Origin of the sequence: Thermovibrio guaymasensis (genome assembly GCF_003633715.1) — a bacterium.
Taxonomy (GTDB): Bacteria; Aquificota; Aquificia; order Desulfurobacteriales; family Desulfurobacteriaceae; genus Thermovibrio; species Thermovibrio guaymasensis.
This window is the reverse complement of record NZ_RBIE01000001.1, coordinates 751,157-776,767: the sequence shown is the minus strand read 5'-3', so window position 1 is coordinate 776,767 and position 25,611 is coordinate 751,157. Positions and strand designations below refer to the sequence as shown.

Genomic DNA, 25,611 nt, shown 5'->3' with positions numbered 1-25,611 from the left:
GCGGGCCTTTTCTTTTTCTTTGGATAGATTAGATTTATTGAGAATCACTTCTAAGAAGGAGGTTCTGTCTGCTATTAGTAAGGAAGTGTTCCCATTTAGTTTTAGAGCCTGGCGATTTAAAAGTTCTCCTGGCCTATCCGGGGCCTGAAAAAGCAGGCCTTTCAAGCCTTGCTGTTCACAGGATATATACCCTCCTAAACTCAATTGAGGGCGTCTCCTGCGACCTTATTTTCTCAGATTACAACCAGTCCTTCTTCCTATCACTTTCCCCTACTGAGTTTGACGTTATTGCCTTTAGCGTTACTTACGAAAACCACCTATTTGAAGTTATTAAGCTGCTTAGTTCCTGGGGAATTGAACCTTTGAGGGAGAAGAGAAAAGAGGCTCCCCTCCTTTTGGGAGGAGGGATAGGGCTTTTCTACAACCCTTCCCCTTTCCTTCCCATATTTGACGCCATTTACCTAGGTGAGGCTGAAGGAAGGTTAGAGGAAGTTATCTCAGCTTTTAGGAATAGACCTAACTTAGAGACTCTATCCGACTTTGATAATGTCCTGATTTCGGGGGATTACACTTTCAAATATGAAGGCCTTAAAGTATCCTTCTTTGAAGGACCTAAAAAGAGGATATTACGTTCTCCCCTCTTTCCGGAAGTTCCTAGCCACTCCTGTTTCATTTCAGAAGGGACCGCCTTTAAGGAGATGTTCCTCATAGAACTAAACAGGGGATGTATAGAGAAGTGTAGGTTCTGCGTTGCATCTTACATGGGATTGCCCTATAGGGAGAAGGAGATAGAGGTTGTTGAGGAGGAAATAGCTATTGCATCAAACTACGTTGACAGGGTTGGTTTAATAGGTGCAGGTGTTAGTGATTACTCAAAGATGGAGGAGCTCTACAGGATACTCAAAAAGTATAACGTAAAGGCTTCCTTCTCTTCGCTGAAGGCCTCTTCAACTTCTCCTTACATCTTTGAAATCTTAAAGGAGTCTGGCCAAAAAACTGTTACCCTTGCTCCCGAAGCTGGCTCTCAAGAGCTTCGCTTTGCAATAAATAAGAAGGTGGAGGATGAGGCCTACTTTAGGTTTGCAGAGAGGGCTTTTGAAGCGGGGGCGGAAAACCTAAAGCTTTACTTCTTAATTGGGCTTCCAAGTGAAACGGAAGAGGACGTGGAAGCAATAGTTGATATGACGAAGAAATTTAGGGAGATAGGCCTTTACTACTGGAGGGAAAGGGGAGTAAAGGGAGGAATTCACCTATCGGTTAACCCGGTAATAGCCAAACCCTTTACTCCCCTTCAGTGGTACGGCTTAAATCCAAAGTCCGTTATAGAGAGGAAGATAAGGAGACTTTCAAAGTTGGTTAGGAAAGTACCGGGCGTTAAACTAACCTATGAGAAGGTAAAAGATGCAGTCCTTCAGGCTATTGTCTCAAGGGGAGATGAGAGGTTAGGAGTTGCCGCTGTGAGATCCGTTAAGGAGGGTTTGAACTTTAGGAGAGCTCTAAAGGAGGTGGGTCTGCCTTTTGAGGAGCTCTACACTAGAGAGAGGGAGAGGGACGAACTCTTCCCTTGGGAGATTGTGGAAAGCGGGATAAAGAAGGATTACCTCTGGAGGGAATACCAGAACGTTTATAAAAGGAAAGCTACTCCTGCTTGTTTTCCCGGCTGTTCTGTGTGCGGTCTCTGCCTAGGAAGTGCAAATTTGCAAAAAGGTTAATTAGAGTTAGGTATAAGTAAGCTTTTAAGGTAGCTATAATTAGTCAAACTAAAGTTGGGGAGCTCCTATGCAGGTATATCAGAGAACTCTATCTCAGGAAGTTGAGTTCAGCGGAATAGGGCTTCATACCGGAAAAAAAGTCTCTGTAAGGCTCGTTCCAGCACCAGCCGATACCGGCATTGTCTTTATAAGAACAGATTTAAAGGGAGCTCCCTCAATAAAAGTTTCTCCCCACTACCTTTCAAGGCTCTTTTACGCAACTAACCTTTCAGACGGAACGGTTTCAGTTCAAACCATTGAACATCTTATGGCTGCCCTTTCTGCTTTCGGTATAGATAACCTCTTCGTTTACTTAGACTCAGAGGAACTTCCAATTCTTGACGGCAGTTCAGCCCCTTACGTCTATCTCTTTGAGGAAGTAGGTGTAAGGGAGCTCTCTAGGAAGAGGAAATACGCTCTACTTAAGAAAGAAGTAGTTGTAGAGTTTGAGGATAAGAGGATAGTTGCAGAGCCCCATCATACCCTCGTTGTTGATAACACGATTTCCTTTGATCACCCTTACAAGAAGGTTAGGTTTCAAAGGCTGGTTTACACACACTCCCTTAAGAACTTTAGGGAGATATCAAAGGCTAGGACTTTCTGTTTCTACCAGGAAGTTGAAGCCTTAAGAGCTGCCGGCCTTGCCAGGGGAGGAAGTTTAGAGAACGCTATAGTTGTTGACGACTGTGGCATCCTCAACGAAGGGGGCTTAAGGTTAGAGAATGAGTTTGTGGCCCATAAAACTCTTGATTTAATTGGAGATCTTTACGTTTTAGGATACCCTCTTTTGGCTAAGATAACGGCCTATAAAACAGGGCATGCCCTTAATGCTTCTTTAGTCAAGAGAATTTACTCTGAGAAGCTCTACGACCTTGTAGAGTTCCCTGAAAGGAATCGGGAAGAAAGGGGACTTGATTTCTTAACCGATGAAGGGTTCTGTGAGACTGATTGATGAGTACTACTTTCAGATAGCCCTTACGATAGCTTTTATCGTTATTATTCTTACAGTTCCCTTTCTTAACTACCACCTTACCTTTAACGTAAGGTTTGAAACTCTCTCCTTAAGGTGCTTCTTCTTAAACCTTGCTTCAAGCCTTGTTTTCTTCTTAGTTGAAGAGGGAAAGTTTAAAAGCCTTCTAATTTTCTCCCTAGGCGGAGCAGTTACTTCCCTACTTTTCGTTAAGTTTCACTCTACCTACTTAGTTTTACTTTCCTTAGCTCTAACGATCACTTCAGTTATAATGGTTTCACTGGTTGCTTGCTATTACCTCAGCTCAGGTAGAACTTCTCGCAAACAGTTCTAACGAAGTTCTTTTCTCCTTCCGTTACTTTTTTATTTCTTATGTAAGTGAGCATTAGGAAAGGAAAGACTTCAAGATTACTTCCCCTTAGTTTTTCTCTGTTTCTGTAGCAGAAATAGAGGATGTTTACTTTCGTTTCAAAGGGAAGTTGCCAGTTAAAGGCTCTCCTCTCTATCTCTTTAACTGCTTTTTTGAGTAGACTTTCGGGGAGTTCCAACCTTGTAAGTGCTGCAATTGAGTGGTTGAGGTATGCTACCTCCTCTTTCCTTCTAAAAGAGCTCCTTTTTATAACCGTAATTAGTTCGTAGGCAAAGTCTTCAAGCTCTTTACCTTTAAGCTCTTCTGTAAGTCTTTCAATGATTGGTAGGCCTTTCGGGTCTCTACTTCTAAAAAAGTGACGTAGTTCCCTAATTCCCCCTTTTACGCCTTCAACTTGTAGTGGATTCAGTTTTAGCACTTCTGCCTTAAAGGAAGGCTTTTCAACTACTACCTTAAAAGTTTTGTTAACTATTCCCCTTTTAAGTAGTTCCTCCTCTTTTACTTTCTCAACCTTAATTGGAAAAATCTTCTTAAGGCTCCTTTCAAAGGGAAAAGTGAGCCTGCCGATTAACTTAACGTCCTTAACTTTTGGCCTTTCCCTGAAGAGTTCCTCGTAAGTGTAGAGAGAGTTAACTACTGCACTTGAGAAATCGGCTGCCTTTTCAATTAATTCCCCGTAGTTTGCAGAACCGGTTAAAGGGGAGAGTACAAGGTCAATTTCCTCTTTTGAAATAGGCCTTGAGTAGTTAAACTGAGGAATTTCAACCTTTGACGTCCTTCCAAACAGAATCCTTGCGGCCTGACTTCTACACTTGTCAAGGATGTCTCCCCTAACTCCCTCTTTCCTTAACTTTGCGTTTGATATTCCAGTCTCCCCTAAAAACCTGTTAAATAGGTAATTTCCAAAGAAATCAATAAAGTGAAACTCACCTAAGGATATTACCGTAAGTAGCTTCCCTCCAAAAGATATGGAGCTCCTTGTGTATCCAACGTTTACAACAATAGTGTTTCTATCAAATAGGTTGAAGTCGTATACTACAGGAAACCTTTTTCCAAAGGTATCCTTTAGGAGGTTTTTTATCAGGTGGGTCGGTTTGCCGTAGAGGTATCCAGGGAGGACCAGCTCGTCGTAATCCCTTACATTTACTCCAAAGAGTGCAAATTCTAGGATGTCAATTCCGTCGTAGAGAACTTCTCCTAGAAAGAGGTACCTCTTCTTGTCAACGTTATCAAGTAGTGAAAGTAGCTTTTTCTTTACTTCAACCGGGACTGATGAGTAGTCTACTGAAACTTCCTTTAGGAACAGATCTTTTAGTCTAAATCTCTCACTTTCACCGACAGAGTCGGGATAGCCCAGGTAGAGCCTCAAAACCTGATTACCTCCCTGTTGTGGGCGTGCTCTTTAAACTCTTTTTTCCCAGGATAACCGTGGACAAAGGCACACTTTTTGGGAGAGAGTTCCTCTCTCAGCTTTTTTATTTCATCTCCCCCTGAGTGGGCAGAAAAGTGGTGTTTTCTTATTTGACACTTAAACTCTTTCAGCACGCTTTTATCGTGAAGGAGCTTGTATCCAAAGCTTTCTTCAACCATGTATCCGCTCAGTATTATAGAGCTCCTCCTCCACCTTGATATCATCCTTCCATAGATAAAGGAGGGAGTTCCTTCCATTAACATTCCTGAGGTAGAGAGTATACAGTCTGCCTCCCTTAAATTTTCCCTACAGGCTTCCTCAAAACTTATTCCTGGATAGCTAGGAGCGGGCTGTACGTAGTAGTTAAATATTTCCCTTTCAAGGAGGCTCTCGTATATGTTTGTAACCTCTTTTGCAAGTCCGTCAACGTAGACGGTTATCGGAGGAATCTCTCCAATCCTCATTCCTTCTGAGAGCAGAAGGATTATCTCCTGGGCTCTACCAAGAGCAAAGGCCGGAATTAGGACTTTCCCACCCCTTTCAACAGTTTCCCTTACGCTCTTAAAGAACTCTTCAACGCTCCTTTCCCTGTTAAACCTTTTCCTTGCGTATAGGTAAGTGCTTTCGCTAACTAAGAGTTCTACCCTCTCTCCCTTTGGAAGGACTGCCCCTTCAACGGTTTCTTGGGGAGTTAATGAGATGTCCCCTGTATGGAAGGCTAAACTCCCCTCTCCGTAAAACATTGCCACCGAAGCCGCTCCAAGGATGTGGCCGGCAGGGTAGAGGACTACCTCAACGTCCTTTACCTTTATCCTGTCAAAGAAGTCCCTTCTTTCAATCCGTGAGAGTGCCTGGTCAAGGAGTTTATACTCTCTCCAAAGGTCTGGTGAATTCCTTTCGTTTATGTACCTTACCTTTACTGCATCCTCTACCATCAAGGCAAGGAGTTGAGCTGTTTCATGGGTAGTGTAGATTGGTGTTTCTGGGTAGAGCTCTGAAAGGACGTGAAGGCTTCCACAGTGGTCAACGTGGGCATGGGTTACTATAATTGCATCAAGTTCAGGGGATAGGGCTTTTAGGAATTCAAAGTCGGGGAAAGGCTCCCTCTTAGAAAACCTTATCCCCGAGTCAATGAGGAGTTTGACTTCTCCAATTTGGTAAAAGTAGCAACTTGCCCCTATTTCGTTTCCACCGCCTATAGGTATGAATAGGTTTTCCATAAGCAGGAAATTTAAACCCTATCTACCGTAAAGTCCAACAAGTTCGTCCTGAGCTAAGACGTGACCGTCAATTGCCCTTAGAAACTCCTCCTTTCTAGCTCCAGGAGGCAATCCGGTTGAGGGAATGTCAAGGGCAAAGAGGATGAAGAAGTACCTGTGGGGCCTTCCCGGCGGAGGACACGGACCTCCGTAGCCTATTCTGTTAAAGTCGTTAATCCCCTGTTTTATTCCATACTCAAGTTCTGGGGCTGGAGGGACGTCCTCTGGAAGTCCCTCAAAGTTTCCAGGTATGTCGTAGATGATCCAGTGGGTAAATACGCCTACCGGAGCGTCCGGGTCGTCAACTAAAACTGCAAAGCTTTGGGTCTCTTCCGGAGGGTCAAGGAACAGGAGGGGAGGTGATATGTCGTCTCCGTCGCATGTATACTTAATTGGTATGTACTCTCCATTTCCAAAAGCCGGGCTAAATATCCTCATCTCTCTCCTCACAATTTCGGTTCTTCCTTCAGTTTAACATTTTAAAAGACGAAGTCTACGGGCCTTCCACACTCTGGACACTTGCCGTCTGGAGTGAAGAGGACCTCTGTGTTATATCCAACTCTTCTGACTAAGAGAGTTCCACACTTCGGACAGTAGGTTGATTCCCTTTCCGGTTCAATTACGTTTCCGACGTAAACGTAGTAGAGGTACTCCTTACTAACATCATAGGCCATATCTATAACTTCAACTGGGGTTGGGGGAGTGTTGAGGAGTTTGTAGGCTGGGAAGAACCTTGAGTAGTGCATAGGAACTTCTCTTCCCAGGTTCTCAGCAACCCACTTTGCAAACCTCTCAAAGTACTCTGGAGTGAATTCGTCAAATCCTGGAACTATGAGTTTCGTTAGCTCAAGGTGTTTTCCCGCCTTCTTTATCTCTTCACAGACTTTCCAAACGTTCGGGTTCGGGAAGGAAGAGAACTTGAGGTAGTACTCTCTATCCATTCCCTTAAGGTCAACGTTAAAAGCATCTATCAGGGGTAGGAGCTCCCTCAAAGCGTCAATGTTGATGTTTCCGTTAGTTACCATAACGTTCTTTAGTCCTGCCTCTTTAACTTTTTCTGCAGTGTCCTTTACAAACTCAAACCATATAATTGGGTCATTGTACGTGTAAGCTATACCTACCGAGTCGTACTTTCCTGCGTACTCTACTGCCATTTCGGGAGTAAAGACCTGTCTGATGTGGGGAGTATCCTGTCTGGCTATTTCCCAGTTTTGACAGGACTTACAGTCTAGGTTGCAGCCGTTTGTCCCGATTGAGAAGATAACCCTTCCGGGATGGAAGTGGTAGAGGGGTTTTTTCTCAACGGGGTCGTAGTTTGCCGATGTAATTTCAGAGTAGACTGTTGTTACAAGCTTTCTATCTTTGTTCTGCCTTACTAGACAGAAGCCCTTTCCTCTAGGGGGTATGGTGCACTCTCTTGGACATAAAGTGCACTTTACTTTGCCCCCCTCAAGAGGTTCCCAGTACTTTGCAGTTAATGTAGGCATCTCTCCCTCCAGTGTTGTGTTTTCATAATTTATATACTATATAAAATGTAGAATGCTCAAATAAATTTCTAGTAAAATAAAAAATCTACACTATACAAGTGGAGATTACCATGGGGGAAAAAGAGCGATTTTTTCCTATTCCTTCCTACTTACAAGTAGGAGAAGAGCGAATAAAAATTCTAAAGTTAGGAAAAAAAGGAGTAATTGTTGAAAGATCAGATTTACTCTTGAATTTAGCAAAAGAAGGAAATTTAAAGGGAAGTCTTGTTTTTCCGTACGATGGCTATAATGAAATCGTAATTGAAAATATTACTCTTCAGTGTGAGGATAAAGGGGATAAGGTATTACATTGTAGTTTTGTTAATCTAACGGAAGATCAAGAAGATTTTTTAAGTTTCTTAATTGGGAATTATTTGTTAAAGAGAGTTATATCGATTCCGAGTGATTTTATGAACTACACTCAAGATAAAGAAGTGAGGGAAGAACTTTTATCCTTATACAAGAGGGCTAATATAGATAGGAAAATTAAAAAAGTTTCCTTATTGGGAATTGGTTTATTTACCTCCTTTCTCATATCTTCCATTGTAGGAATAAAGGAGGTTTTCTTTAAAGAAAATTCACCAGTAACAATTGTATACCATGTTGATTCTTCAAAAGAGACAAAGTTTAAAGAATCTAATAAAAAGTTGCAGAACAAAGAGGAAGATATTTCTGATTTTAATATATCAGAGCCAAATAACAGATTAGATCAATCAGATAAGTTTTTACCCAATATTGAATTCTTCCAAGAGGATACTTCTTTACAAAGAAAGCTTAAGGATAAGGAGGAAAAAGATAAAGCTAATCCTGCCTTAAAGGAGAATAAAAGCTATTACTGCATTCAAGTTGCAAGTGATAGGAAACCGACTAAACTGATAGAATTTACGAGAAATTTTTACTCTTTCCCTGACGTAAGGGTTGAAAAAATAAATAATATCTACACTCTTAGAATAGGTTTCTGGGAAGATAAGAAAAAAGCAAAGGAAAGTTTAGAAAAAGTTAAAGAGAGAGTAAAAGATGCTTTTTTAAGGAAGTGTGCTTATAAACCAAATAGGTGGGTTTATCCAGAACTCCATAAGTAATTATCTAAGAGTTCCTTTACTTTCTCTTTTCCTTCCCCATAACTTTTGGATCTTAATTTAATTTGAGTTTGGGGGATTGAACGGCTGTAGAGTTTATCGTAGTAGTTAACCATGAGCTCTTTTACTGCTTTAGGGTAATTTTTCCTTTCTATTAGTTCCTTTATCTCCTTGTACTTTTCTCCCCCAAGGAGTTTCCTTATCCTTTTGAGGGCTTCTAAGTAGACTTCCTTTGGAAACCTACTTACTCCGTAGTCCTCCATTGAGATCTTTACCCTCTCCTCTAAGGGGAGCTCCAGCAGTACTTTGATACCTTCGTTCATCTTCTTCCAGAGGGGTTCAGGGATGAAGAGTTTTCCTATCTTCCTGCTCTCTCCTTCAACGACTATTAAAGGGCTATCCTTTAAGTTTTCAAGTTCCTTCCAGATAAGGGAGTCAAACATTTTCTGGCTCGGTTGTTCTAGACCTATTCCTCCAAATACAGAACCCCTGTGACCTGCAAGTCCCTCAAGGTCAATAATGGGATAACCTTCCCCTTTAAGTTCTCTTAAAAGTCTAGTCTTTCCAACTCCGGTCGGCCCGTAGAGGACGATAACTTCTTTATCCTTTAAGATTTCTTCCATTCTTTTTAGGATGTAGTTTCTAAATGCCCTATACCCTCCTTTTAATCTGAAAACGTGAACTCCTGTTAGGTTGCAAATAGCTGCAACTGCAAGGCTCCTTAGTCCACCCCTCCAGCAGTAAACTACAACGTTCTTCTCCTTTTCCTTTATCTCTTTAATTTCCTTAACTATCCTATGAAGTTTAGGTCCAACTACCTCAAGGGCGTAAAGCCTTGCCTCCTTTTCCCCTTTTCTGTAGTAAACTTCTGAAACTTTTTCCCTCTCTTCCTTCGTAAAGAGGGGGACGTTGTAGGCTCTCGGAATTCTAAACTCTTCAAATTCCTCTTTCGTCCTAACGTCTACGAATGCAAAGCCTTTTCTGTAGGCCTCTTCAAACTCAATCTCCCTTACCAGCTCCATCTCTCTTTATCACCCTGAACTTTGTTAGTCCAAATCCTCCAAAAGGTAAGTTCTCTCCCAGTATCTCTTCAAGTTTGGGGTTTACAAAACCGTCAACAGAAAAATTAAGAGTTGTTTTAAAACTTTCTAGCTTTAGTGCACAGTTACTCTTTCCTCCTACCCATCTGGCAAGTCTCTCTAACTCCTCTCTAGTTAGAAAACTTATGCCTGAGTAAACGCTCTCTCTAAAGAGGGACTTTACCTTCCTTGATAGGTTTAAAAGGGAGTAGGAGTTGAGAAAGCCAACTACAACAGCCTTCTTTGATACTCTGGCCGCCTCAAGGAGAGCCCTCTTCCTGTCAACTATAAACTCTAAACTGGTCATAAAGTAAACTGCGTCAAAGGAGTTGTCTTTAAAAGGTAGGAAAGTGGCACTTCCTATTACGAGTTTTTTCAACCCCTTAACCTTTGCCACTTTTAGCATATCCTTAGAGATATCAAGTCCTACAGGTTCTTTAAAGCCGAATTCCCTCAGGTACTCTATCCAGATACCGGTTCCACATCCAACTTCAAGGAGCTCTCCCTGTTTAAACTCCTCTAATGCTTCTCTTAGGAGCTTTCCCTCAAGCCTTTTTACTTCCTTTCCATAGGGAGTTTTAAAGAAAAGATCATACTTGAAAGCCTTTTCTCCGTGAAACGGGTTACTCTCCAAGGGCTTCCCTCCCAGTTATTCCTCTGTGCCTAAGTATTTTTACGATTTCCTCAATATCTTCGTTAGTTATTTTTACTCTTACGTGGGCTTCCTTTAAGGGAAATGGGTAACCGTCCACTTCGTAGTAGGAAAGGATTTTTAGCGCATCTTCAACATCCATATCGGTTTCGCACTTGTAGATTCCCCTTTTAAGTTTAAAGTAGAAAGTTGTAAATTCCTTTTCAGATAGGAGCTCCTCAAACTCCCCCGGAAAGGAAAACTTCTTATCCTTTAAGTCTGACTTATAAGGTTGGGAGTATCCCGGAGGTAGATTTATAAGGTTTAAAACTGCTATGTCTGGAAGTATAGGGTCAAGTTTGTAGCTCCAGGAATTTGAACGTTTTGAAACGGAAATTATTTTTCCCTTACCCTCTTCCGTTAGCTTGTAGTAGCTGTAGAGATACTCCAAATATTCAAGGAAACCGACTACTACCGGGAACTCTCTTCCTGAAAACCTCCCTTCAGCCTCACCGTAGAAATCTTTTGAGTTTATCCTGTTTAAATCAAACTTCTCCTTTAACTTTTCAAAGGAGTTAAGCGCCCACTCCTTTCCTCTATCGCTTATTTCAGTGTTAAAGACGACTGGCCTTAGAAAATCCCCTACTATTGAACCGTCTAAAAGGACAACCTCTGAAGAGTTTTCTATTTCCCTGAGTGCCTGTTTTGCTTCAACTATGCCCATTAGAACCCTTAACCTTGAGTCGGAGTACTCTTCCGGCTTTAATAGATCTATTTCTGCAGTGTAATCCTCCCCATCCATTACGCCTTCTTTAAACCTTACCGAACACCCTCCGACTGCGTAAACTACATAGCCGGCGTAGGTCTTTTTATTTCTACTTCCATCAACTGCAGAGAGTAGATGAATAGGTTCCCCTTCAGGGATTTTATCTATCCAGATTTTCCTTTTTCTGACCCTATCCTCAAGTTCTTTTACGGGAACTTGGTGAACTTTAACTAAATGCCTCTTCTTTAGGGCTACTTCAATTAAGAAACTCTTTATTTTCATCTTACCTCTCCTTTCCCTTAAGAGGTTTATATTATAAGGCGACAGGACAAGGAGGTTAAGGTTGAAGAAAAGGAAACTCTTTCTTCTTCTGTTAATACTGTTTCTACTTTCAGGCCTCTCCTTTTTGATGAATCAGACGTTTGGCAATGAAGATTCTCTAAGGGAAGAACAACTAAAAGAGAGTCTACTTATACCTACAGAAGAGAAAGAGCCTGAACTTGTTAAAGACTTAAAAAGGGACTTTATGTTTCAGTATTCCCTCTTTAAGAAAGCAACTTTAGAGGGAGCCTCTTACGTTTACTCAAACGGACGTTACAAGGTCTTTTTTACTGTTAACCCTGAATTTCAGAGGACCTTAGAGGAAAAGTTTAAGAGGTTTAAAGTAAAGTACGGAGCCTTTGTTGCGATTGAGCCAAGTACCGGAAAGGTTCTTGCTGCGGTTTCAAGCCTTGAGTATCCCGACCTTACAGTTAAACGTTCTTTCCCTACCGCTTCTACTTTTAAGATCGTAACGGCAGCTGCAGCCCTTGACCTTGGAGTTGCATCTCCAGACACTGTTTTAACCTGTGGAGGAGTTGGTGATTCCTGTTCACCCTCTGTCTGGCTTAACAGTAGGCTACAGTTAAAGAGGAAATTTAGCCAGTCCTTTGCTACTTCTGCAAATCCTTTCTTTGGGAACTTAGGTAGGTTGGTCGGTAAAGAGAACCTACTAAAGTACGCAAAACTGTTTGGGTTTAACGACACTTCCTACAACTTCCCTTGGGGTATTCTAAGACCTCCTCTTGACGACTATGAACTTGCCCTTACTGCAGCAGGTCTTGGAGATACAAGGACTAGCCCTTTTCATGAGGCTTTAATAGCTCAAACTGTAGTGAACAAAGGTTTGATGTTAAAGCCTACCTTGGTTAGCAAGGTAGTTGATCTAAGAAGCGGAAAGGTTTTTGAGTTTAAACCTGAGCCCGTAAGGAAAGTTATCTCAGAAAAAACTGCCAAAGAAATTAAAGAGATGATGGTGCTGACAGTTAAGGTTGGAACAGTTTCAAACAGGAAGTACTTTAGGAGGCTTAAGTTTAAGTATTCCCAGTTAGTAATTGGAGGTAAGTCTGGGACTTTAACTGAGAGGAGTTATCCTGAGGGGAGGTGTGAGTGGTTTACCGGCTTTTTCTCTTTAGGGAACAAAAATGTAGCCTTTTCAAGCCTTGCTGTTAACAACTGGCTTTACTACATATCCGGATATGAAATTGGGGCTGTTGCTGCTGAAACCTTTGCTAAACTAGTGAAAAATGAGGAAGGAGGTGTCAAATGTGCGTCTTCTGTAAGATAGTTAAGGGGGAGCTCCCGGCAAAAGTAGTTTACGAGGACGACCTCGTTATGGCTTTTCACGATATCAATCCTCAAGCTCCAGTCCACATTCTGGTAATTCCGAAAGAGCACATTCCAACTGTTAACGATTTGGAAGAAAGGCATAAGGAACTGATAGGCCACATTTTCCTAGTGATTAAGAGGATTGCTAAAGAACTCGGGATTGACGAGAGCGGTTATAGGGTTTTAGTTAACTGTAACAGGGACGGAGGTCAGGAAATCTATCACATCCATTTCCACCTCCTCGGAGGTAAACCCTTAGGACCTATGGTTTGTCGTTAACTTTCTCTGCGTACATTTTAAAGTCTGCCTGTTCCAAGGCTTTCTGGAAGGGCTCTTCCGGGCTCTTCCATATACTTATCCCAATGGAAGCCGAAAGGGGAGGGTTTAATTCCTCTTTTGTGTTTATCTGTTCAATGTTTTTTCTAATCCTATTTACTATCTTGTCTAAAGCGTTCTCTTTTAACCTTGGAACTAAAACGATAAACTCGTCTCCTCCAAACCTAAATATGTAATCCGACTGCCTCACAGAGGAGGCAATGGCTTCACTCATTTTCTGTATGTAGAAATCCCCCATTTTGTGGCCCAGAGTGTCGTTTACCTTTTTTAAGTTGTTCATATCAATAAAGACTATGCCTATGGGAAACTCTTCTTTCTTTGAAGAAAGCCTGTTAACAACTTCCCTTAGGAAGTGGCGGTTGTATACGTTCGTTAAAGGGTCTCTATAGGCAAGGTATTTCACCTGTCTAGGAACTATGTAGTTAACCCTAAAATCTACCGATTTAATTAGGTCATTTAGAGCTTCCAGCACTATTTTTACCTCTGGGTCATCTACCGGAAGTTCCTTTTCTTTGAGGCATCCTCCAATAATTTCCTCAATCTTTTCTAGGATTATCACCGTTTTAGCAGAGAAGTTACCCTTCTTTATTTGAAGGTGCCTTTTAAATGCGTTAAGGAAGAGGTTGCTTTGAAATAGTAAAAGCTTTTTTTTATTAACGTTTAGTGGAGCAGGGGTTAGGTTCCTTTGACACCCAAACTTTAGGTCCTCCTCTGCAAGCTGCAGGAGGTGGTTAAAGTCTAAGTTAAGCTCCTTAGAGAGTTCCTTTATCCTCTCTATTTCCCGCCGGGAAAGTCCGTACATCCCCAGTCATCCCCCCGCCACTCCTATAAAGACTTCCCTTTCCTTTTCCTTAACTATGAGAGGTATTAAGTAGTTAATCTTTTGAGCAAAGCACCTGTGGACGAAAGGTTTCCTCTCCTTCAGTGCCCTTTTAAACCTCTTTCTCCTATCCTCTTCACACCTGCTAGGAGCAGCAGAGTATATCTCCTTACAGTAAGGTGTAACAAAATCGTAGTAAACCAACTTTCCCGATTGGTTCCAGACCATTGAAGAGGCATTTATCGGCGAAGAGAACTTCCTGAGTAAGTTCCCTATCTCCTCAGGAGAGAAGAAGTCCTCTAGTTTTCCTTTCTCCATTTAACTACTTCATCCTTCTTTTGAGTTCTTTTCCAATATCGTCAAGCTTTATTCCCTTTTTAACTAAGGCTACTAAAAGGTGGTATAAAAGGTCTGAAACCTCATATACGGCCTCGTCCTTATTCCCCGACTTTAGTGCCAAAATGGTTTCTATAGCCTCTTCCCCAACTTTCTGGAGTATCCTGTCTTCTCCCTTTTTAAATAGTTCTGCAGTGTAGGAGCCTTCGGGGAGCTCCCTCTTCCTCTCCTCAATAACTTTATAGAGCTCTTTTAAAACTTCTCCTATATCTCCTTTCACTTTTCCTCCCCCACAGTTCTAAAGAAACAGGAGTATTCACCGGTATGGCAGGCAACTCCTTCCTGATTAACTACATACAGTAGCGTATCTCCGTCACAATCAACAAGTATTTTTTTGACCCTTTGGACGTTCCCTGAAGTTTCTCCCTTCTTCCAGAGTTTTTTCCTTGACCGGGAGTAGTAGTGGGCAAAACCTGTCTTTAGGGTTTTCTCAAGGGCCTCTCTGTTGGCGTAGGCAACCATGAGAACTTCTTTCGTTGAAGCGTCCTGAACGACGACGGGAACTAAACCGCCACCCTTTTCAAAGTCAACTACTCTTAAGTTCTCCTCGTTCACCTGAAGCATCACAGCTCCTTTTACGTTTAAGACCGATTATACCTACCACTTCACTTTAAAGGCAACTCCTTCGTAGTAGGAACTATTATTACCAACGGAGCCGATAAATGAAAGTTGACATTTAGTTCCAGGATTTATTGATAGGGTAAACCCTCCTTCCTCTCCTATGTAGCTTCCGGAAAACCTGTTTAGTTTCAAGTAGAAGAATTTTAACTTTGGAGCGAACTTATCAAATTTCCTGTAGCCTGTCTTAAAGCCCCTTTTAGCAGTAAGCTTTAGTACTCTTAAGTTCCCCTCTCCCGGCCTGTAGATAAAACCTTCGTTCCAGAAGTACTCTTTTAATCCGAAGGTTTTAAACTCCTTTGAGTAGAGTCTGTACTCAGCTTGGGAGCTCCAGCTCATAACCTTTCCATTTACTCTTAGAAATCCTCCCCACCCGTCATCACCGGCCTTGAACTGTCTGAGAATTCCTCCTTCAAACTTGCCGTTTCCGTAGGAAATTCCACCGGTTGAGGTAGATCCCTCTCCCTTTCTGTAAAGGAGGTAGATCTCAGTCCTTTCCTTTTTCCACTTGGTGCCAAGGTATTTAATAGGTTTACTTCCTCCCTCTTTAGGCTTGTTACTCTCAAGCAGGCCGTAGAAAGAGAAGCCCTTTAACTTTAACTCTGCTCCGGCTAAGTTCTCATCTATGAACCCTTTTAGTTTGACTTCCATTAGGCCCAATCTAAGAAATTCTCTCCTTATCCAGGCCTCCTCTAAGTGCCACTCCTTACCGTGTCCCCTTTGGTAAAAGTTGTTATCGGCAGTATTACCCCAAATCAGGTAGTCAATTTTTGAGTTCTTTCCGGTGGAGACTTTAACTTTAAAGTCGTCCCCGGTAAGCTTTAACTTATAGGTTGAGTGCCAAAAACCGACGTGTTTAGCGGTAGCGTAGTCCTCATACTCGCTCTGGGTAGTGTAGGCTCTCTTAGAAAAGTCGCTATACTCTCCCTGAAGTGTAAACAGACTCTCAACGTTAACGCAGGTTAGCTCGTCTTTAAACTTGAACCCATTAAGGCTCCACCTTATACCTCCCATTAAAGCGTAGGAGTTATGGCTTCCCAGAGCCACCTTTCCAAAGAGGGCTAGGTTTTTACTTATGGGTCTTTCTCCTTCAACTCCAAACTCGTTTCCTATAAAATCTCCGTCTGAGCTTTCAACTTGGAGTCCGTACAGGTTCCAAGGGCCTAAGTTTAATTCTTCCTTTAAAAACCTTAAGTTCCTAAAAGAAGGTTTATAGATTAGACCAATTCCATTTACTCCCTCTTTAAATCCGTAAGAGGTAAAGTTTTTCCCTGCATAACCTCCCTCAAGTTTGATTCCCTTTATTTTTATCTCTCCGTAGAGGGACTTTTCTCCGTTTTGAGTCGTTAGAGTTATCCTTGTCCCTTTTCCTTTGATGGATAATGTAGCTCCGCTCTTAGACTTTCCAGACCTTTTGCCCCTTGCGTCGGACAGTCTGTAAAACCCTAAGGACAGCCAATCTTTCTCAATTTTAACGTCAAAAACGTCAATGTCGTCCTCCTCATCGTCGTTAAAGAGGAGGTATTTTCTTTCATAGCCTGCAATCTGGTTCCAGGTAACTTTTACTCCTCCTCCGGTTGTGTAGGTAAGCTTTCCTCCCCAGAGGTAATCCTTTAGGAAGTTATCTATTTCAAAGGGCTGCTTACCAACGGTTAAGCTTAAACTATCAAGGAGGAAGTGTTCTTTGTGGAAGTAGAGCTCTCTAACTGTGAAGGTCCTTACACCGCCGTTAAAGAGCCTGTCTGAATCGGCGGTAAAAAGGTTGACGTACGGGGCTTTTGTTGTCCCGCTGGTAACTGATAGTTTAAAGTAATCTCCGTTTTTCATTCTTACTTCATCCTCAAGGAGTAGTCTGTAGAGGCTACCGCTCTTTTCCCCCCTCCAGAATTCGTAGCCGTTTTCCCTCCGGTACTTGCCCTTAAGTTTTACCTTGTAGAGTGAGCTTTCAAGGGAGACGTTAAGGGCGTTTGCTGTTGAGGGTAGAATTAGGAGGGCAAGTACCAGCGGAGTTGATTTCATTTTTCCTCCTGTTTACTTTAAGGCTGAGTTAATATTTTAATTTTACGATTAAAGGGAGAAACTATGGAAATTGTTGGTCACGTTTCAGGTAAAGCCCTCCTTGAGGGACTAAGTGCTGTAGAGGAGATAGTTTCACTGGGAATAGGAGTTGAAGTTCAGTTGACTTCAGAACTCCTTGATACCTTTACTTACAAGGAGTTTGGAATTTTAAAGGATAAGGTTAGAGGTAGAGCTTTAACCGTTCACGCTCCTTTCCTTGACCTGAACCCGGGAGCTTTTGACTCCTACGTTCTTGATGCAACAAGGCAGCGCTTCCTTGAGGCTGTCTCTGTTGCTAAGGTCCTTGAAGCTAAAGTTATTGTCTTTCACACAGGTTTTCACCCTTTAAAGGTAGCTCCTTACTATCAGGTTTGGTTTAAAAGGGCTATTGAGACCTTCAAAATGGTTGCTGAGGAGTTTGACGGGAAGATAGCCCTTGAGAACGTCTTTGATACTAATCCTGAGAACTTGAAGAAGTTTTTAAAGGAGCTACCTCCGAAGGTAGGGGTTTGTATAGATACGGGTCACCTAAACCTCTTTTCTGAAGTTCCCCTCTCTGAGTGGATAGGCACTTTTAAGGATAGGATTTACGAGTTTCACCTTCACGACAACTATGGAAAGAAAGACGAACACGCTCCGTTAGATTCGGGGAATTTTAACTTTGAGGAACTCTTTAACTTATTAGAAATCGTTAACTCTGAATATATATTTAACCTTGAAAATAAGGCGGTTAGCGACGTAAGGGAAAGCCTTGACGCTTTGAGGAGGTTTAAATGGAAAGGGAAATTAGAATCTACCCCGATGAGGTCCTAAAGAAGGAGGCTCAAAGGGTAGAGGACTTTAATTCAGAGTTGAGAGAGCTCGTTGGAGATATGTTTGATACTATGTATAAAAAGGGAGGGGTTGGGCTTGCGGCCAATCAGGTCGGGGTATTAAAGAGAGTTTTTATCGTTGACCTTAACTCGGGTAAAGAGGGTCAAGGAAAGGAGAAGTTGGTATTTATTAACCCTGAAATAATCCACTCTGAAGGAAAGGACGTTGCTCAAGAGGGATGTCTTTCACTTCCCGGCCTTTGGAAGAAGGTTAAAAGGGCAAAAAGAGTAGTTATAAAGGCTCAGGATCTTGAGGGAAGAGAGTTTCAAATGGAAGCAGAAGGTCTTTTAGCCAGGGCTCTTCAGCACGAGTTAGACCACCTGAACGGTATGGTCTTTATTGATAGGCTCTCTCCTTTACAGAGGAGGTTGGCCCTTGAGAAGTACAAAAAGCTTAAGAGGAAACTTAAAAAATAGTTTTTAGGAGGGAGGAGATGAGGCTTTTAACTTCAGCTGAGATGAGGGAGATAGACAACCATACCATTGAAGTTCTGGGAATTCCTGGAATCGTTTTAATGGAGAACGCTGCAAGGGGTGTCTGTGAAGTTATATACGATAGAGTTAAGGGAAGTTCTGCTTTAGTTGTCTGTGGGAAGGGTAACAACGGGGGAGACGGTCTTGCTGTTGCAAGGAACCTGTACAACATGGGTTACGACGTTGAGGTTATTTTGACCGCTCCCGTTGAAGAACTTAAAGGAGATGCAAAGAAGAACGCAGAAATCCTTTCTGCCCTTCCAGTTCCAGTACACGTGGTAGATTCAACGGAAAAGCTCTTTGAACTCTACACTTTTGCTAAGGAGTGTGATTTCATAGTTGACGGGCTCTTTGGAACGGGCCTTTCAAAACCCCTTTCTGGATTTTACGCTGAACTTGTAGACTTTATTAATAGGCTAAATAAGACTGTTATTTCGATTGACATTCCTTCAGGCCTCAGCGCCGATACAGGCCAGGTTATAGGCCCTCACGTTAAGGCAGACTACACGGTTACTTTTGCCTTTCCTAAGGTGGCCCACGTTATGCCTCCGGCCTGCTACAGCGTTGGTGAGGTCTTCGTCGTTGATATATCAATACCTGAGGATGTTCCAAACCTCCTTGGGCCGGATAGGTTCCTCTTGACCGTTGATGAAGTTGCATTTACCTATCCGATTAGGGAAATTATGAGCCACAAGTATACCTACGGGCACGTTGCAGTTATAGGAGGTTCAAAGGGTAAAACTGGAGCTCCAGTAATGGCAGCCCAAGCTGCCTTGAGGAGCGGAGCAGGTCTTGTTACAGCCATTGTCCCTTCCTCTTTAAACGATGTCTTTGAGAATAAACTTACAGAAGTGATGACAATTCCAGTTGAGGATGATGGAAAGGGCTTTTTGGGTATAGATTCCCTGGAGGAACTCCTTTCAGTAGTAGAGAAAGGTAAATTCTCCTCAGTTGTTCTCGGACCGGGTCTTGGAAACTCTCCTGAAACTTACGAGTTGGTTAGGGAGTTCGTTAAGGAGTGTAAACTCCCTATGGTTATAGATGCCGATGGGATTAATGGTCTTTCCGAATCTCCTGAGATTTTGAAGCTTAAGGAAGAACCCGTTATACTTACTCCACATATCGGAGAATTTTCAAGGATTTCAGGCCTTTCTAAGGAGGAGATTCTAAAAGACCTAACGAAAGTAGCTTCCGATTTCTCCGTTCACTTTGGAGTAACTCTAGTTTTAAAGAGCGGAAGAACAGTTATTTCAACGCCTTCAGGTAAAACTTACGTCAACATAATCGGAAACCCTGGAATGGCCACGGCGGGAACCGGAGACGTCCTGGCCGGAGTTGTTGGAGCTCTTGTTGGAATGGGAATTGAGTCTGAAGACTCTGCAAAGTTTGGGGTTTACCTCCACTCCCTTGCAGGGGATATTGTAAGCAAGGAGCTCTCTCAGGAATCACTTGTAGCTACAGACCTCATTAACTACCTTCCCCGTGCAGTTCAGAAAGTCAAGGAATTTGAAAGGGAGGGTAGAAAGGAGAAGTTTGCTTTTGTAACCTCTCTGAGAGAGATTGTAGGTGGATAGCGAGAGAAAGATTCTATTTGCACTTGTGCTTCTTGCCGTAATACTCTTTGTCGGCTACTTTGGAGTCTCATTTGTCTCCTCCTTGGCGGGGGAGTTTTACTTGAACAATCCTATTTTTCACGTCCTCTTTGCCCTGATCTTAATAGTTCTTACCGTTCTGTTCGTTTTCTTCATAAGGAACCTTGCCCTTTTCTTCTTTCCCCAGTTTAAGACGAACCTGAGGATAAAGATATTTACAGCTTTTCTCCTTCTGGTTCTAGGGCCTGCTCTTTTTTCAATATTCCTATCTTCAGGGATTGTAAATAAAGGCCTTGATAGGCTCTTGAGGATTCAGGTTAGCCGTATAGTTAAAACTTCAAGCAACACAGTTAAGGACTTCCTTGAATTTACCGCTAAAGACCTTGAAAGGCGCCTTGACCAGCTGTGGGCAAGGAAGAGGATCTACCCTTACACTCTTAAGGCCTACGGAATTGACGGTTTCTTCAGGAAAGATGGGCGTACCTACAGGGTGGGAGATTTTCCACTCTCAAAAAGGGAAGTTTCTCAGATTGAGAAGTTTGACAGGTATTTCTTCTTAGATGATAGTTCAAAACAGCTGGTTCTCTGTAAGAGAAAGGGGAAAGCTTTTGTTTGCGTCTCAAAAAGGATTCCGGATAAACTCTTTGGGGAGATTTCAAAGATTAGGGAGCTCCACTCAAACTACCAAACTTTGGTTACCTATAAGACCCCCATAAAGACTGTATATACGGTAACTTTTGGGTTTATGGGACTTGCCGTTCTCTTTGGAGCTCTCTGGTTTGCCCGCTACTTTGAAAGGAGGATATCTATTCCGATAGAGGCCCTATACAGGGCTACCCAGAGGATAAGTAGAGGGGAGCTCTCGGTAAAAATCCCTGAAGAGGAGGCAACAGACGAACTCAAGCACGTAATTCACGCCTTTAACGAGATGGTGGAACAGCTGAGGAACTTAAAGAAAAACCTTGAGGAGAACAGGAAGTACCTTGAGGAGGTTTTAAACGCAATCTCTCCTGCAATAATTACCTTTGACTACTCAGGAAACGTTATTTCCTGCAATCAGGGAGCAAAGAAGCTTTTTAACCTTAGCAAGTCGCGAAAGGGGTTTCCAATCTGGGAGCTCCTTGCCTACTATCCCTCTCTATTAAAAGCGGTAAGGGAGCTCGTTGAGAAGGGTAAGGGAAAGGCGGAAGTCCGGGAGGAGATTAACGGGAGAGAGAAGTTCTTGACTGTTGAGTTAATTTCTCCTCCGGAGATAGAGGATAGGGTGTTAATAATAGAGGACGTTTCAGACCTTGTAAGGGCCAAGAAAGCTGAGGCCTGGAGGGAAGTTGCAAGGAGAATTGCCCACGAGATAAAGAACCCCCTTACTCCCATTACGCTTAACGCCGAAAGAATAAGGAGGCAACTAAAGAGAAAAAACCCAAAGATTGAGGAAATCGTTGATAGAGCCGTTGATTCAATCCTTGAGGAGGTTGAGGTTATAAAGAGGCTAATTGATGAGTTTAGGAAGTTCTCAAGGCTTCCCCTTCCAGAGAAGAGGTTAACGGACCTAAACGAAGTTATTAAGAACACTTTAGAACCGTACAGCTCGGAAATTAAGCTCGTTTTTGAGCTTGAAGACATACCTAAGATTCCCTTAGATAAGAGCCTTTTTAGAGAAGTCCTTATAAACCTTGTTAAAAACAGTATAGACGCTGGAGCCACGGAGGTTAAAGTTTCCACTACTTATAAGGATGGAAAAGTCTTTGTTGTTTTCAAGGATAACGGTCCAGGAATTCCAGAAGAGATAATGGATAAACTCTTTAACCCTTACGTTTCAACCAAGGAAGAAGGTTGGGGATTAGGCCTTTCAATTGTTAAAAAGATAGTTGATGACCACGGCGGAAAGATCTATACGGTTGATAAAAATACTTTCGTTATAGAGCTCCCCTTTTAACTTAAGTACCTTCTTACGGTTCTCAGCAGAATAAGGCTTCTCAGGATCGTTTCACCTCCCATAAAGCCCCAGGGAACTAGGGGCGATTTTAGGAACTTCAGAACAGCCCACGATGGAGCAATTCTCAAGAGCCAGAAACTTACCACGTTAACTGTAGCCTCAACTTCAGTCTTCTTTAGCGCCCTCAAGGTTCCAGTCAATGCCATTGATAGGATAAAGGAGGGCTCTGAAATTCCGGCAATTAAGAGGTAAAAGAAACTTAGCCTCTTAACCTCACTTTCAACGTTAAAGAGAAGGAGTACCGGATAGGATAAAAGGATGAGGAGAGCTCCCACTATAACTCCTATTTTGACGGAAGTTTTCACCAGCTCTTTTAATCTTAGTTTTAAGATTTCCCCTCTTGCTTGACCTATGAAAGGGATAGAAGCATCAAGTAGGGAAAAACCTACAGCAGCTGCTATTCCTTCAACTTTAAGTCCAATCTGAAAGGCAGCTAGGGCCTGTGTTCCACAGATTGCTACAAGGCCGGTAAAGACGTTGTAAGAGAGTGATGATATAGTTTCTTCAACTCCAGCAGGGAATCCTACCCTTACAATTTCACCTATCTCCTTAAAAGAGAACTTTAAGTCTTTGAAAGGATTTAAGTCTAAACTTTTTAGTGCTTTACTTAAGTAGTAAAGGGAAGCGGCTGATTCAGAAACGGCAACAGACCATCCTGCACCCTTCTCACCCAGTTTGGGAACGAGAATGGGGAGGAGGGCTATGTTAAGGGTGAAAACCAGAAGACTGCCGTAAAAGAGCTCCTTCGTTTTCCCAGCCCCGTTAAATACTGCATTTAAGCTGTTAGTAGTTAAAACAATTGGAAGGAGCAGAACTATAGGTTCTACAAAGTTAATGGCTGCTTCAAGGGCTCTTCCCTTAACGTTGAAAAGAGTTAGGAAAGAGCTTAGAAGTTCTTCTCCAAATAGGTAAACTGGAAGTGAAATTATGGTTGAGAGGAACATACCGTAGAAGACGAACCTTCCAACTCTTTTTCCCTCTCCTAAATTTGAAGCTGTCAGAACGGCTATTCCGCTGTAGACCAACTCATCAATTCCGTAAAGGAGCCAGACCAGAGTGGATGCAAAACCAACTCCGGCAATAACATTATTGCCAAGGCCTGAAACGGAAAGGAGGATTACGAAGCTCTGGATAGCGTAAATCCAGTTTGAGAGGAGAATGGGTAAGGTGAGTTTGAGGAGCTCCAAGTTCACTTTATCCCTCCCAGAGGGGATAGAGATTGAAAGGTGGTATTATATGAAAGACTTTGAATCTTTTTTTCCTCTCCTTAAAGAGTTCCTCGGGGAAGTCTATGGAAACCCAGAGAAAGGGCTCTCTATCTATCAGCAAAAGTATAAGGCCCTTGATTACTATAAAAACTATAAGGCAAAGCCCAACTCCTACCTCCTCATCCTTAAAAGTGTAGGAAAGCCTGTTGGCTTCCTTTATGGAAGGAAGTTAAAGGGGTACAGTTATATTTATGACATTTTTATTAAACCTTCCTACAGGGGAAAAGGGTTAGGAAAGGCCCTCTTAAATGCTTTTAGCCTTCTAGCTCCTCCTCCCTACAGGGCTGACGTGCACTCAAAGGCACTTAAGAATTTCAAAAAGTGGGGATTTAGGGAGCTCAACTCCTACTACGAAGACCAGGTTTTGTGGCATTTGGTTGAGGCCACTACTTTATGAGTTCTCCAATCTTGAAGATTGGTAAGTACATTGCAACTATAATTATTCCGATTATTCCTCCTATGAAAACGATCATGAGAGGCTCAATAAGGGAAGTTAAACCATCAACGGTTCTATCAACTTCCTCTTCATAGAAGTCGGCAACTTTGCTTAGCATTTCATCAAGGTTTCCGGCCTGCTCTCCGATTGCTACCATGTTAATAAGCATGGGTGGAAAAATTGGGTGTTTTGATAGGGCAGTTGATAGGTTTACACCTTTTTCAACCTGAGATTTAACATCAAGTATTGCCTCTTTTATAACTTCGTTGTTTGAGGTTTCAGCTGAGATCTGGAGGGCATCAAGTATGTTAATACCACTTGAAATCATAGAGGATAGAGTTCTTGCAAAATTTGCGATACTTCCCTTTAAAATTAGTTCCCCTAAAATGGGCATTTTTAGAAGAGCATAATCGGTTAAGTACTTGAACTTAGGTATTCTTCTAGCCTGAATGAGTCCAACAGTAGCTATTACTAGAAATAGTATGAACCAACCTATGTAATCTCTAAGGAAATTACTTACATTAATTACAAGTTGGGTGAGGGCTGGGAGCTCTCCTCCCAAATCGGCATAGAGCTGTTGGAAGGTAGGTATTATGAAAACTAAAATTCCAGTGATAATTATAGAAGCTACTATTAAAACGAAAATAGGGTAGAACATTGCACTTTTAATTTTTCCCCTTAGTTTCTCCACCTTTTCCAGGTACTCTGAGAGCCTTTTTAAAGTTTCCTCAAGGGTTCCGGCTTCCTCAGCTGCCTTTATCATTGAAATGTACAGGTCTCCAAACACGCTCTTGTGCCTTGAAAGGGCTGTTGAGAACCTTCCTCCTTCCTCAATAAATGAGGCCATCTCTTCGGCAATGTTCTTAAGAGTTTTATTTGGGATTTGCTCTTTTATTATCCTTAGTGCTTGAACTAAAGGAATTCCAGCATGAACCATCGCATAGAGTTGTCTTGTAAATACTAATATGTCCTTTAAACTTACTCTGTTTAAGAAGGGTACAGAGAGTTCCTTGTTTAAGATAGATCTATCCTCAGTTAGCTTTTCAATTACAACTACCCCCCTTCCAAGGAGAATTTCCCTTGCAATTTCAGGGTTATCAGCTTCAATAACTCCTCTTTTTCTCCTGTCAAGGACGTCTCTTCCCACGTACTTATAAATAGCCATCATTTTTACCTAAGTTGAATAAGCTCTTATAAGGGTTTCCAGTTCTTTAACGTCTGGAGAGACCTTCTTAGCTTCCTCTATATCTATTATACCTTCTACACAAAGCTTTGCAAGGCTTTGGTTCATCGTAATCATTCCCGTTGAAGCCTGTCCTGTCTGCATCATAGAGTAAATCTGGTGAAGTTTGTTTTCCCTTATTAGGTTCCTAATTGCTGGGGTTGGAATGAAGACTTCCGCAGCAGCTACCCTTCCCCTTCCGTCCTTCCTCTTGAGGAGTTTCTGAGCAACTGCTCCGACTAAAACGAAGGATAACTGAGTTCTTATCTGTGATTGCTTTTCGGCAGGAAAAACGTCAACTATACGGTTGATCGTTTCAATCGTTGAGTTTGTGTGGAGGGTTGAAAAGACCAGGTGTCCAGTTTCGGCCGCTGTAAGGGCAGCTTCGATTGTTTCAGGGTCTCTCATCTCACCGACGAGGATAACATCGGGATCTTCACGTAGGGAAGCCCTTAGCGCCCTTGCAAAGCTCTTAGTATCACTACCCAGTTCTCTTTGTGTAATTAAGGATTTATTGTGGTTATACACGAACTCTATAGGATCTTCTATCGTTATTATGTGATAAGGATAGGTATCGTTAATGATCTTTATAAGGGATGCCAAAGTAGTTGACTTACCAGAGCCGGTAGGTCCTGTTACCAAAACTAATCCCTTATCCTTGTGGGCAAAGTTTTTTACTACTGGAGGAAGTCCTAAGGAGTCAAAGTCTGGAATTTCAAAGGGAATTAACCTAAAAGCAGCTGCTAAGCTTTGTCTCTGGAAGTATGCGTTTCCTCTAAACCTTGCAATGTTTTTTATACCAAACGAAAAGTCAAGTTCTAACTCTTCCTCTAACTTTTTTTTCTGTGCGTCGGTTAAAACACTGTATATTAAGTTTTTTGTATCGGTTGCGCTGAGGACTCCATACTCTGTTAGAGGGACAAGATCTCCTAAAATCCTGATTCTCGGTGGACTTCCAGGTGCTATGTGGAGATCTGAAGCTTTTCTCTCAACAACCTCTTTAAGGAGTTGAAGCATGCTTACAGCCATATTTC

General features: G+C 42.2%; 26 protein-coding genes. 11 read left to right on the top strand and 15 right to left on the bottom strand.

Annotated elements, in window-relative coordinates:
* Positions 1–68 precede the first annotated feature (68 nt).
* The 3 genes from C7457_RS04075 (at position 69) to C7457_RS04065 (ending at position 3,055) form a co-directional block, all read left to right on the top strand.
* The gene (locus C7457_RS04075) at positions 69–1,712 is read left to right on the top strand and encodes a radical SAM protein (protein ID WP_170137363.1); all 1,644 of its coding nucleotides are present in this window, start codon (positions 69–71) and stop codon (positions 1,710–1,712) included.
* Between the two features lie 67 nt (positions 1,713–1,779).
* Positions 1,780–2,703, top strand: coding sequence for a UDP-3-O-acyl-N-acetylglucosamine deacetylase (gene lpxC / locus C7457_RS04070; RefSeq protein WP_121170244.1), 924 nt, complete (start codon positions 1,780–1,782; stop codon positions 2,701–2,703).
* Positions 2,690–3,055 (top strand): hypothetical protein, encoded by a 366-nt coding sequence (locus tag C7457_RS04065; RefSeq protein WP_121170242.1) that lies wholly within the window; start codon positions 2,690–2,692, stop codon positions 3,053–3,055. Before lpxC ends, C7457_RS04065 begins: the two co-directional genes overlap by 14 nt.
* Here the strand turns inward: C7457_RS04065 and C7457_RS04060 are convergent.
* The 4 genes from C7457_RS04060 to amrS are packed head-to-tail and all read right to left on the bottom strand — an operon-like array spanning position 3,021 to position 7,248.
* Entirely contained in the window at positions 3,021–4,460 is a 1,440-nt protein-coding gene (locus C7457_RS04060; RefSeq protein ID WP_121170240.1) for a hypothetical protein, read from the bottom strand. The genes C7457_RS04065 and C7457_RS04060 overlap by 35 nt on opposite strands.
* On the bottom strand, positions 4,457–5,722 hold the full coding sequence (locus tag C7457_RS04055; protein ID WP_121170238.1) for an MBL fold metallo-hydrolase: 1,266 nt from the start codon (positions 5,720–5,722) through the stop codon (positions 4,457–4,459). The genes C7457_RS04060 and C7457_RS04055 overlap by 4 nt, the downstream gene beginning before the upstream one ends.
* Positions 5,723–5,740: 18 nt before the next feature.
* The gene (locus tag C7457_RS04050) at positions 5,741–6,199 is read right to left on the bottom strand and encodes a YbhB/YbcL family Raf kinase inhibitor-like protein (protein ID WP_121170236.1); all 459 of its coding nucleotides are present in this window, start codon (positions 6,197–6,199) and stop codon (positions 5,741–5,743) included.
* Between the two features lie 41 nt (positions 6,200–6,240).
* Complete coding sequence (gene amrS / locus C7457_RS04045; RefSeq protein ID WP_121170234.1) at positions 6,241–7,248, bottom strand: AmmeMemoRadiSam system radical SAM enzyme; 1,008 nt, start codon at positions 7,246–7,248, stop codon at positions 6,241–6,243.
* Between the two features lie 110 nt (positions 7,249–7,358).
* On the opposite strand from amrS, the gene C7457_RS04040 reads away from it, so the two are divergent.
* Positions 7,359–8,369, top strand: coding sequence for an SPOR domain-containing protein (locus C7457_RS04040; RefSeq protein ID WP_121170232.1), 1,011 nt, complete (start codon positions 7,359–7,361; stop codon positions 8,367–8,369).
* Here the strand turns inward: C7457_RS04040 and mnmH are convergent.
* Genes mnmH through C7457_RS04025 form a run of 3 tightly spaced genes read right to left on the bottom strand, consistent with a single transcriptional unit; the run spans position 8,348 to position 11,124 of the window.
* Positions 8,348–9,388 carry a tRNA 2-selenouridine(34) synthase MnmH gene (mnmH, locus tag C7457_RS04035; protein ID WP_121170230.1) on the bottom strand — a complete coding sequence of 347 codons (1,041 nt, stop codon included), beginning with the start codon at positions 9,386–9,388 and terminating at the stop codon, positions 8,348–8,350. The genes C7457_RS04040 and mnmH overlap by 22 nt on opposite strands.
* Positions 9,366–10,079, bottom strand: coding sequence for a class I SAM-dependent methyltransferase (locus C7457_RS04030; RefSeq protein WP_170137346.1), 714 nt, complete (start codon positions 10,077–10,079; stop codon positions 9,366–9,368). Before C7457_RS04030 ends, mnmH begins: the two co-directional genes overlap by 23 nt.
* Entirely contained in the window at positions 10,069–11,124 is a 1,056-nt protein-coding gene (locus C7457_RS04025) for a DNA double-strand break repair nuclease NurA (RefSeq protein WP_121170226.1), read from the bottom strand. The genes C7457_RS04030 and C7457_RS04025 overlap by 11 nt, the downstream gene beginning before the upstream one ends.
* Positions 11,125–11,185: 61 nt before the next feature.
* Between C7457_RS04025 and C7457_RS04020 the strand changes: the two genes are divergently transcribed.
* Positions 11,186–12,448, top strand: a complete 1,263-nt coding sequence (locus C7457_RS04020; RefSeq protein ID WP_245939579.1) for a penicillin-binding transpeptidase domain-containing protein — start codon at positions 11,186–11,188, stop codon at positions 12,446–12,448.
* Positions 12,427–12,768, top strand: a complete 342-nt coding sequence (locus C7457_RS04015; RefSeq protein WP_121170224.1) for a histidine triad nucleotide-binding protein — start codon at positions 12,427–12,429, stop codon at positions 12,766–12,768. Before C7457_RS04020 ends, C7457_RS04015 begins: the two co-directional genes overlap by 22 nt.
* Here the strand turns inward: C7457_RS04015 and C7457_RS04010 are convergent.
* The 5 genes from C7457_RS04010 to C7457_RS03990 are packed head-to-tail and all read right to left on the bottom strand — an operon-like array spanning position 12,752 to position 16,678.
* Positions 12,752–13,627 (bottom strand): GGDEF domain-containing protein, encoded by an 876-nt coding sequence (locus C7457_RS04010; RefSeq protein WP_121170222.1) that lies wholly within the window; start codon positions 13,625–13,627, stop codon positions 12,752–12,754. The two genes, C7457_RS04015 and C7457_RS04010, sit on opposite strands and share 17 nt — an antisense overlap.
* 6 nt (positions 13,628–13,633) lie before the next feature.
* The gene (locus tag C7457_RS04005) at positions 13,634–13,963 is read right to left on the bottom strand and encodes a PocR ligand-binding domain-containing protein (RefSeq protein ID WP_121170220.1); all 330 of its coding nucleotides are present in this window, start codon (positions 13,961–13,963) and stop codon (positions 13,634–13,636) included.
* A gap of 4 nt (positions 13,964–13,967) precedes the next feature.
* Entirely contained in the window at positions 13,968–14,261 is a 294-nt protein-coding gene (hisE, locus tag C7457_RS04000) for a phosphoribosyl-ATP diphosphatase (RefSeq protein WP_245939578.1), read from the bottom strand.
* Complete coding sequence (gene hisI / locus C7457_RS03995; protein ID WP_121170218.1) at positions 14,258–14,605, bottom strand: phosphoribosyl-AMP cyclohydrolase; 348 nt, start codon at positions 14,603–14,605, stop codon at positions 14,258–14,260. Before hisI ends, hisE begins: the two co-directional genes overlap by 4 nt.
* A gap of 33 nt (positions 14,606–14,638) precedes the next feature.
* Positions 14,639–16,678, bottom strand: a complete 2,040-nt coding sequence (locus tag C7457_RS03990) for a hypothetical protein (RefSeq protein ID WP_121170215.1) — start codon at positions 16,676–16,678, stop codon at positions 14,639–14,641.
* Positions 16,679–16,741: 63 nt separating this feature from the next.
* On the opposite strand from C7457_RS03990, the gene C7457_RS03985 reads away from it, so the two are divergent.
* The 4 genes from C7457_RS03985 to C7457_RS03970 are packed head-to-tail and all read left to right on the top strand — an operon-like array spanning position 16,742 to position 21,591.
* Entirely contained in the window at positions 16,742–17,530 is a 789-nt protein-coding gene (locus tag C7457_RS03985) for a sugar phosphate isomerase/epimerase family protein (RefSeq protein WP_121170213.1), read from the top strand.
* Positions 17,491–18,006, top strand: a complete 516-nt coding sequence (gene def / locus C7457_RS03980) for a peptide deformylase (protein WP_121170211.1) — start codon at positions 17,491–17,493, stop codon at positions 18,004–18,006. Before C7457_RS03985 ends, def begins: the two co-directional genes overlap by 40 nt.
* Before the next feature lie 17 nt (positions 18,007–18,023).
* Positions 18,024–19,637 carry an NAD(P)H-hydrate dehydratase gene (locus tag C7457_RS03975; protein WP_121170209.1) on the top strand — a complete coding sequence of 538 codons (1,614 nt, stop codon included), beginning with the start codon at positions 18,024–18,026 and terminating at the stop codon, positions 19,635–19,637.
* Entirely contained in the window at positions 19,630–21,591 is a 1,962-nt protein-coding gene (locus C7457_RS03970; protein WP_245939577.1) for a sensor histidine kinase, read from the top strand. The genes C7457_RS03975 and C7457_RS03970 overlap by 8 nt, the downstream gene beginning before the upstream one ends.
* On the opposite strand, the gene C7457_RS03965 is transcribed toward C7457_RS03970, so the two are convergent.
* The gene (locus tag C7457_RS03965; RefSeq protein WP_170137345.1) at positions 21,588–22,844 is read right to left on the bottom strand and encodes an MATE family efflux transporter; all 1,257 of its coding nucleotides are present in this window, start codon (positions 22,842–22,844) and stop codon (positions 21,588–21,590) included. The two genes, C7457_RS03970 and C7457_RS03965, sit on opposite strands and share 4 nt — an antisense overlap.
* On the opposite strand from C7457_RS03965, the gene C7457_RS03960 reads away from it, so the two are divergent.
* Positions 22,810–23,316, top strand: coding sequence for a GNAT family N-acetyltransferase (locus tag C7457_RS03960; RefSeq protein ID WP_121170205.1), 507 nt, complete (start codon positions 22,810–22,812; stop codon positions 23,314–23,316). The two genes, C7457_RS03965 and C7457_RS03960, sit on opposite strands and share 35 nt — an antisense overlap.
* Here C7457_RS03960 and C7457_RS03955 read toward each other — a convergent pair.
* Both C7457_RS03955 and C7457_RS03950 read right to left on the bottom strand, forming a co-directional pair.
* A complete protein-coding gene (locus tag C7457_RS03955) occupies positions 23,306–24,523 on the bottom strand; it encodes a type II secretion system F family protein (protein ID WP_245939576.1) in 1,218 nt (405 codons plus the stop codon). The two genes, C7457_RS03960 and C7457_RS03955, sit on opposite strands and share 11 nt — an antisense overlap.
* A gap of 6 nt (positions 24,524–24,529) precedes the next feature.
* Positions 24,530–25,606, bottom strand: a complete 1,077-nt coding sequence (locus C7457_RS03950) for a type IV pilus twitching motility protein PilT (RefSeq protein WP_121170203.1) — start codon at positions 25,604–25,606, stop codon at positions 24,530–24,532.
* Positions 25,607–25,611: the final 5 nt, after the last annotated feature.